This window comes from Gordonia sp. GN26, from assembly GCF_054823965.1.
Map to the genome: position 1 here is coordinate 1 of NZ_JSYC01000073.1, position 8183 is coordinate 8183.

The 8183-nt window shown below is 66.1% G+C and carries 6 protein-coding genes; 5 read left to right on the forward strand and 1 reads right to left on the reverse strand.

Annotated features, from left to right (window positions below; all coding sequences use genetic code 11):
- Positions 1-686 precede the first annotated feature (686 nt).
- The 5 genes from OK17_RS15515 to OK17_RS15535 all read left to right on the forward strand — a co-directional run bounded on the left by OK17_RS15515 (position 687) and on the right by OK17_RS15535 (position 6702).
- A complete protein-coding gene (locus tag OK17_RS15515; protein ID WP_006866521.1) occupies positions 687-1418 on the forward strand; it encodes an ATP-binding cassette domain-containing protein in 732 nt (243 codons plus the stop codon).
- 4 nt (positions 1419-1422) lie between these two features.
- Entirely contained in the window at positions 1423-3300 is a 1878-nt protein-coding gene (locus OK17_RS15520) for a YhgE/Pip domain-containing protein (RefSeq protein WP_143933729.1), read from the forward strand.
- 112 nt (positions 3301-3412) lie between these two features.
- Positions 3413-4822 (forward strand): glutamate decarboxylase, encoded by a 1410-nt coding sequence (locus OK17_RS15525; RefSeq protein WP_232717318.1) that lies wholly within the window; start codon positions 3413-3415, stop codon positions 4820-4822.
- A 94-nt stretch (positions 4823-4916) separates the two neighbouring features.
- Entirely contained in the window at positions 4917-5591 is a 675-nt protein-coding gene (locus OK17_RS15530; protein WP_232717320.1) for a hypothetical protein, read from the forward strand.
- Between the two features lie 58 nt (positions 5592-5649).
- Positions 5650-6702 (forward strand): helix-turn-helix domain-containing protein, encoded by a 1053-nt coding sequence (locus OK17_RS15535; RefSeq protein ID WP_232717322.1) that lies wholly within the window; start codon positions 5650-5652, stop codon positions 6700-6702.
- Positions 6703-6721: 19 nt separating this feature from the next.
- On the opposite strand, the gene OK17_RS15540 is transcribed toward OK17_RS15535, so the two are convergent.
- On the reverse strand, positions 6722-8035 hold the full coding sequence (locus tag OK17_RS15540; RefSeq protein ID WP_461417983.1) for a UDP-N-acetylmuramoyl-tripeptide--D-alanyl-D-alanine ligase: 1314 nt from the start codon (positions 8033-8035) through the stop codon (positions 6722-6724).
- Positions 8036-8183 lie beyond the last annotated feature (148 nt).

Consider the following 8183-nt stretch of genomic DNA (forward strand, 5'->3'; position numbering starts at 1 on the left):
ACGAGTTACACCACTACCTGGGACTTGACCACAGGCCGATCCGACGACGATTGGGTCCAGCGACCGAAATGTGGCACCGATTCACACACCGCAAACCTGGTGAGGCACTTCGGTGGCGTCGCGACGACGAGAAGTTAACGCGAACTATGGTGTTACTCCCGGGTAACGGCAATATCGTGCCGTCTTCGGAGATTGCCCTGGCCCAGCCATTCTTTCCCCCGGAAAGGGGACACCGAAACCCAGTCCGCGGGATTCCGGACACATCATGAGGATTACGGCCGTTCACCCCAAACGTGCTGTTCGCGGACGTAGCGGGCACTTCGAACCGGACCCCGGAGCCGTTACAGGTTGCCGGGGCGAATTTCGTGCCAGGTTCGCCCTCTGTGACCTGCGCGTTCGCATTGATATGCCGGATATGCCTGGGCTAAGTTCCAACGTATGTCCAGCAAAGTGACTGTTCACGGTCGCACACTCATCCGAGTCACTCGGGTATTCGACGGGACGTCCCAAGGACTGGTCGACGGCACAGACCCACTCATCAAGGGCGAAGCCGCGCGAATCTTCAAGAACCTCTGAATTCACCCCCAGCCTGTCGTACTGCTCACCGGCGGTACGGCAGGCAAGTCGGTTATGCCGACACAACGACAGAAAGTTGGACGATGTGGTCTTCGGATCGGGCGGCAGCGATGCGTGATGCCCCGGAGCCTGGCGGCACCCCCTCTGACGCGACCCTGATCGAAGCCCACGGACTCTCCGTGGATGCCTCCTGGGGCCACATCTACGGCCCGGTCGATTTCCAGATCCGGTCCGGCGGGGTCACCGTCCTCGCCGGACCGGAAGGTCGAGGCCGCACCGCACTGCTCCTCACTCTCGCAGGTCGCATGAAGCCGACCAAGGGTGAACTCGTCGCCTTCGACCGGTCGAACGACGCCCACCATCTGTTCAAGAACGCCGCCGTCGCATGGATCGACGAGGTCGACGAGATCGAGCAGACCATCCGGGTCAGCGACGTCATCACCGAGCAGATCCGGTGGTCGGCGCCTTGGTACAAGTGGGTCACGCCCGCACGCGAGGAAGACCTCGAACGCATCTGTCGGCCCGTCTTCGGGCCCTATCCCCTGCCCGCGATGGAATCGTTCGTCGAGGAGCTCCCCGAGCTGACCGCCGCGCTCTTCCGGATCGCCGTGGGCAACCTGCGGCGCCCGCCGCTGCTGGTCGTCGGCGGGGTGGACAACCTGACCCGTCGCGAGAACCAGGTCCATCTCATGGACCGGCTGGTCGACCTGGGCCGCGCCCAGACGGTGATCACCGCCGACATCAACGCCGTGTCCCCGGCCGGCGGCGTCCGCGACGTCATCCCCGTCGACAACCTCACAGATGGCCAGTTCGTCGGCCTCGAGCACGAAGATCGGACGTAGGAACATGTTTGCCGCATTCTCGCCGGGCAGCGACATCAAGCGTTACTACCGGGGCCGGATGCCCCGGCTGGCGCTCGTGGTCATCATGCTCATGCCTCTCCTCTACGGCGCGATGTACCTGTGGGCGTTCTGGAATCCGTTCGCCGCCGCCGACAAGATCCCGGTCGCACTCGTCAACGAGGACACCGGCGCGGTCGTCGAGGGGCAGAAGCTAGACGCCGGCTCCCAGGTGGCCGCCGGACTGATCGAGTCCAAGCAGCTCGACCTGCACGAGGTCTCCGCCGCCGAGGCCGCCGACGGCGTCGCGCACGGCAAGTACTACTTCTCGATCACGCTGCCCGCCGACTTCAGCAAGGCGATCGCCTCACCCACGAGCGACAAGCCGCGTTCGGCGCCGCTGGTGTTCACCTACAACGACGCCAACAACTACCTGGCGACGATCATCGGTCAGGACGCCGCCCAGCAGGTCGTCAACAAGGTCAGCGCACAGGTCGGCGCGCAGACGTTCGAGATCGTCCTCAACGAGGTCGGGGACCTCACGCCCAAGCTGACGGAAGCGGCCGACGGCGCGAACGAACTTGCCGCCGGTCTGAAGACCGCCGACTCGGGCGCTCAGGAGCTCGCGTCCGGTCTCGGCCAACTCGACTCCGCACTGATCAAGGCCACCGATCCCCTGCTCAACGCACTCGGCGCCGACCAGACCGGTCTGTCCTCAGCCGAGGTGAATGCGGCCGCAGATCGACTCGCCCGCAATGCCGGAGCGGCGTCGAACGAACTCACGACCGCCGCGAATCAGCAGTCGCAGGCCAGCAAGGGCCTCGACTCGGTCATCGCCCAGCTGAGTTCGTCGCCGGATCCCACGATGCGATCTCTCGCCAATGCCCTTTCCCCCGCACAACAGTTCCTGCGCACCAGCGGACTCGGACCGGACGCGAACAACCAGCTCACCCAGCTGAACAACGACGCCAACGTGCTCTCGCAGCAGCTCGGCAATCCGAACAGCCCCCTCCGCCTCGGCCTCACCCTCGTCGAGAACGGCGGCCTTCGCAACGACATCCTCGCCGCACGCGGTGCCGCCAACGAACTGAAGAGCGGCTCAGCCGAACTCAGCTCTGGCCTCGGTGAGCTGAGCGCGGGTGCCGACGAACTGGCGTCCGGTCTGGAAGAAGGGGTCAAGGCCATCCCGTCCTGGACCAACCAGGAGAAGACGGAGATCGCCAAGACGCTGGCGCAGCCCGTCGAGTTGCAGGAGGACTACACGCACGAGGCCCCGACCTTCGGTACCGGCTTCGCTCCGTTCTTCATGTCCCTGGCATTGTTCGTCGGCGGCATCATCACCTGGATGTTGTTGACTCCGCTCCAATCCCGCCCGATCGTTCAGGGCTTCTCCTCGCTGCGCGTCGTATTGGCCTCGTACACACCCGCTTTCGCCATCGGTTTCATCCAGGCCACCGTGCTGTACACGGTGGTCACCTTCGCGGTCGGTCTCCGTGCCGAGTACCCGATAGCCACGTTCCTGTATCTGTTGCTCGTGGTCGCCACCTTCATGGCGATGATCCAGATGTTCAACGCCGTCTTCGACGTCGCGGTCGGACGTGTTGTGACACTGGCGTTCCTGATGGTCCAGCTGGTGTCCGCCGGTGGTATCTATCCCGTGCCGACCACGGCCACGCCGTTCCAGTACATCCACTACGTAGACCCGATGACCTACACGGTGGAGGGCCTCCGACAACTCACGGTCGGCGGCATCGACTACCGACTGTGGCTCGCCATCGGTGTCCTCAGCGGAATCACCTTGGGCTGCCTGGCCATCTCGTCGTGGGCCGCCCGCCGAAACCGCCAGTACACGATGGACCGTCTGTATCCGCCGGTGGAAGTCTAGGGAGGTCAAGACAGACAAGCCCCCGTGACTGTCGTCTACCTCGAGTAGATCGCTTCAACCGCCCCCATTTTCGGTATTGAGCGCCTTAGCATCTGAACACCAGGAGGAATACATGACACCTAAATCGAACTCGCAAGCCCGCGCCACGACCAACATCGGCGACAACCTGAACCTGCGGACCGTCTTCACACGCCCGGGCGAGGCCACCGATCTGCCCAAGTTCTCGATGGCCGACGACATGCTGTTGCCCGAGACCGCCTACCAGATCGTCCACGACGAGGCGATGCTCGACGGCAACGCCCGCCTGAACCTCGCAACCTTCGTGTCCACCTGGATGGACGACGAGGCGAAGAAGCTCTACTCCGAGACCGTCGACAAGAACATGATCGACAAGGACGAGTACCCGCAGACGGCCGCCATCGAGGACCGCTGCTGGAAGATCCTCGCCGATCTGTGGCACAACCCGAACGTCGACAACGCCATCGGCACCTCGACCATCGGTTCGTCGGAGGCCTGCATGCTCGGCGGCCTGGCCCTCAAGCGTCACTGGCAGGCCCGCCGCAAGGCCGAGGGCAAGTCCACCGAGACCCCGAACCTGGTGCTGTCCACCGCTGTTCAGGTCTGCTGGGAGAAGTTCTGCAACTACTTCGAGGTAGAGCCGCGCTGGGTGCCGATCAGTCCCGAGCACATGGTCCTCGACGGCCATGAGCTCGAGAAGTACGTCGACGAGAACACCATCGGCGTCGTCGCCATCATGGGCCAGACCTACACCGGCATGTACGAGCCGGTGAAGCAGATCGCCGCCAAGCTGGACCAGATCCAGGCCGACACCGGCCTGGACGTGAAGATCCACGTCGACGGCGCGTCGGGCGCCATGATCGCTCCGTTCTGCCAGCCCGACCTCGAGTGGGACTTCCGCGTCGACCGCGTCGTCTCCATCAACACCTCGGGCCACAAGTTCGGCCTGGTCTACCCGGGTGTCGGCTGGATCGTGTGGCGCGACACCGAGGCCCTGCCGGAGAGCATGGTCTTCCACTGCAGCTACCTCGGTGGCGACATGCCCACCCTGGCACTGAACTTCTCGCGCCCCGGCGCCCAGGTGCTGCTGCAGTACTACCAGTTCCTGCGCCTCGGCCGTGAGGGCTACCGCCAGGTCCAGCAGGGTTCGCTCGACGTCGCGCAGTGGCTGTCGTCGGAGATCGCCAAGATCGACGCCTTCGAACTCGTCAGCAAGGGCGACACCATCCCGGTCTTCGCATGGCGCCTGAAGTCGGGTCACACCGACAACTGGAACCTCTACGACCTGTCGGATCGCCTGCGCATGAAGGGCTGGCTGGTCCCGGCCTACCCGATGGCCGACGACCTCGCCGACCTGACCGTGCAGCGCATCGTCGTCCGCGCCGGCCTGAGCCACGACCTCGCTCGTGCACTCATCGCCGACATCCAGACCGAGGTCGACTTCCTCGATCGTCTCGAGGGCCCCATGCCGGTCGAGGGCGAGCGCTCGCACTTCCACCACTGATCGCGTAGCTCTTCCGCGACCCCCCGACGTGTCCCCGGCCTGGCATCCCCTTCCAGGCCGGGGACGCATCGTCGCATACACAGACAGGTAGACAATGAGTATTGCCGCGTCAGCCCCCAGGCGCAGCACGTTCTTCATCCCGACCCTGAACAAACAGTGTTGGGGCTTCATGATCGGGTCCGCGCTCTTCGCGTTGAGTGCGGCGCCGGGCTTCGGCAGCTGGGCCGGAGCGTCGGCCGTCAATCTGTGCTGCTTCATCGGTGCGTGGTTCTTCACCGCCGCCGGGCTGATCCAGCTGATCCTGAGTGGCCCCGTGACGACCAAGGTCGACTACGGCAGCGGCATCATGGTGCGCGCCGACTGGCTCGCGGCGTCGACCCAGTCGTTGGGAACGATCCTGTTCAACGTGAGCACCACCGCGGCACTCACCGCGCATTCGATTCCCTCCCAGAGAGAGTTCGTCTGGTCTCCGGACGCCGGCGGATCGATCCTCTTCCTCGTCAGCGGCTTCATGGCCGTTCGCGGCTACCGGCACGCACACAAGTTCTTCGATCCGGGTTCGGCCGGCTGGTGGTCGGTGCAGATCAACCTCATCGGATGCGTCGCCTTCGGCGTCGCCGCGGTGGGCGCCTACGTGTCCAAGGGCGGAGTCACGGTCGACACGGCGATGGCGAACTGGGGAACCTTCATCGGGGCGATCTGCTTCTTCCTGGCGTCCCTCGTGGTCCTCCCGGCCTGGAACCGGAACTCCTCGGGTGAGTCGGCATGACCGGATCACGTACACAACCGGATCCCGGCGGGGGCGCAGCGGCACCGGGGAGCCGGGGATGACCGAGTTGTTCCGGAACGACGTCTCGTCGGCACCCCTGCCCCCGAAGGTGATCGCGGCGTGGGAGCGACGGGTCGGCGTGCACCGCAGCAACATACCTGCCGAACCGATCCGACTCACCGGACCCGACGGCATGCGCGACTTCGGGCAGCACGTCGAGGTGCAGACCGATGACCCCGGTTCGTTCGACTCGCTGATGTACGTACGTCAGCTCTCGATGATCGGCACCTTCTGCAGCTTGCACACCCCGCTCCAGGTGTCGCGGAACCCGCGCCTCATCTCCGAGCAGCCCTCCGAAGACCTGGTCATCGGGGTTCACACCCTGGAGGGCAGGCACATCATCCGCCAGGGGTCACGCGATTTCGCCTATGGCCCCGGACAACTCGCCTTCGTCAGCAACGCCTCCCCCTATCTCGAGCGGACCTTCGAGATCAATGACCCTGCGGGCCTGGTGATCCCGCTCGAACTCCTCGGGAACCAGCGCCGTGTCGCCGAACAGGCCCGCCGGCCGGTCGCCTCCCACACCCTCCTGGCGCGCGCGACCGCCTCGTTCATCCTGCAGTTCGCGTCCGACACCGCAGTCGGCGTGACCGAACCCGACCCGGACACGGAGATGGCCGCCATCGAACTCGTTCGCGCTGCGCTCGGACAGCTCGACTACGACAACCGACAGATCACCGACAACGCCCTGTTCGTGCGGGAGGCGGTCTCCGACCTCATCGAGCGTCACCATCGCGACCCGTCGTTCACCCCGAACGCGATCGCCCGCTACCTGCACATCAGCCGCCGTCAGCTGTACCGGCACTTCGAGGACACCGAGGACTCGTTGGCCGCACGCATCGCCGACCGCAGACTCAAGACCGCCTGCGAACTCCTCCGGACGCGTCCGGACATGGCGGTCTCCGAGGTGGCGAGGGTCTCCGGTTTCCCGTCGAGTCCCACGATGCGCAACCGATTCCGGGCCGAACTCGGAATCGGACCGAGCGAGTATCGTGCCCGGGCGGCCGCCGAGGCCGACGCCGTGGAGGACTGGGGATCACCGACCTCGTGACGCCCGGCTGAGGCGGACCTCAGCTGAGCAGGGCCTGCGCCACCCGCTCCAACGCGGCGACGCGACTTCCCTTGACCAGCACTGCATCTCCTTCGCCGAGGTCGCCCAGCGCGGCAACCGCCTCGTCGACTCCGGAGGTGTGGCGCGCGGTGTCGCCGTAGTCGGGTTCGTCGACCGCGATGACCTCGATGCCGAGCTCGTGCGCCTCGAGCGCGATCGCGTGGTGCTGGGCCGGGGAATCCGATCCGAGTTCCGCCATGGTGCCGAGAACGGCAACCCGCCGCCCGGCCGGCAGCGCGGCAAGCGACTTCAGAGCCGCCGACATCGACGTCGGGTTCGCGTTGTAGGCATCGTTGAGCACGATCGTGCCGTCCGCGGTCTTGGCGAGTTCCATTCGCAGACCGGACAATTCGGCGGCCGACATGCCGTTCGCGATGTCCTCGACGGACACTCCGAGACCGCCGCCGGCCGCAGCGGCCGCGAGCGCGTTGGGCACCTGATGCTCCCCTCGCGCGCCGAGGCGCACGTCGGTCGAACCCCACGGCGTGTGCAGCCGGAAGGATGCTCGCAGCTCGTCGTCGACGACGATGTCCGACGCGTACACGTCGGCATCCGGCGACAGGCCGTACCGCAGCACCCGCGCCGAGGCGCGATCCGCCATCGCCGCGACGTACCGGTGGTCGGCGTTCAGAACGGCGATCCCGTCGGCCGGGAGGGACTCGACCAGCTCCCCCTTCGCGCGGGCCACCGATTCGATCTCCCCGAACAACTCGAGGTGGACGCCTTCGACGCGCGTGATCACACCGACGGTCGGGCTCGCGATGGAGCACAGCAGGTCGATGTGGCCGATCCCCCGTGCACCCATCTCGAGGACCACGGCCTCGACGTCGTCGGCTGCACCGGCCAGGGTCAGCGGGAGGCCCAGTTCGTTGTTGAAGGACTTCTCGCTCGCCGCGGTGCGGTAGGTGGTCTGCAGGACGCCGGCGAGGAGATCCTTGGTGGAGGTCTTGCCGACCGAGCCGGTGATGCCCACGACGCGGTCGGGGATGCGGCGGCGGACCGCGCGACCGAGGTCGGCGAGGGCGAGGGCGGTGTCGGCGACGCGGATGGCAGTACCGCGGGCGACCTCGTCGCGGGAGGTGAAGTAGGCCGCCGCGCCGCTCTCGAGGGCCGACGGGATGAAGTCGTGACCGTCCCGCTCGGCCACGATCGGCACGAACAGCTGCCCCGGCCGGACGTTGCGCGAGTCGATGCTCGCCCCGTCGATCTGCACGTCGGGACCGATCAACTCGCCGCCGACGGATGCTGCGACCTCACTCGCCAAGAAATGCACGACCTCACGCTAGCCGACGGCGGTCGACCGGCTTCCCGAGCCGTCATGGTGCTGACCTCGATACGCGGCGGCCTCACTCCGTTCGGTCGTCGCTACTCGGCCGGCAGAGGGCCATCCCCCGCTGGTTGAGCAGGCGACGAGCGCAGCG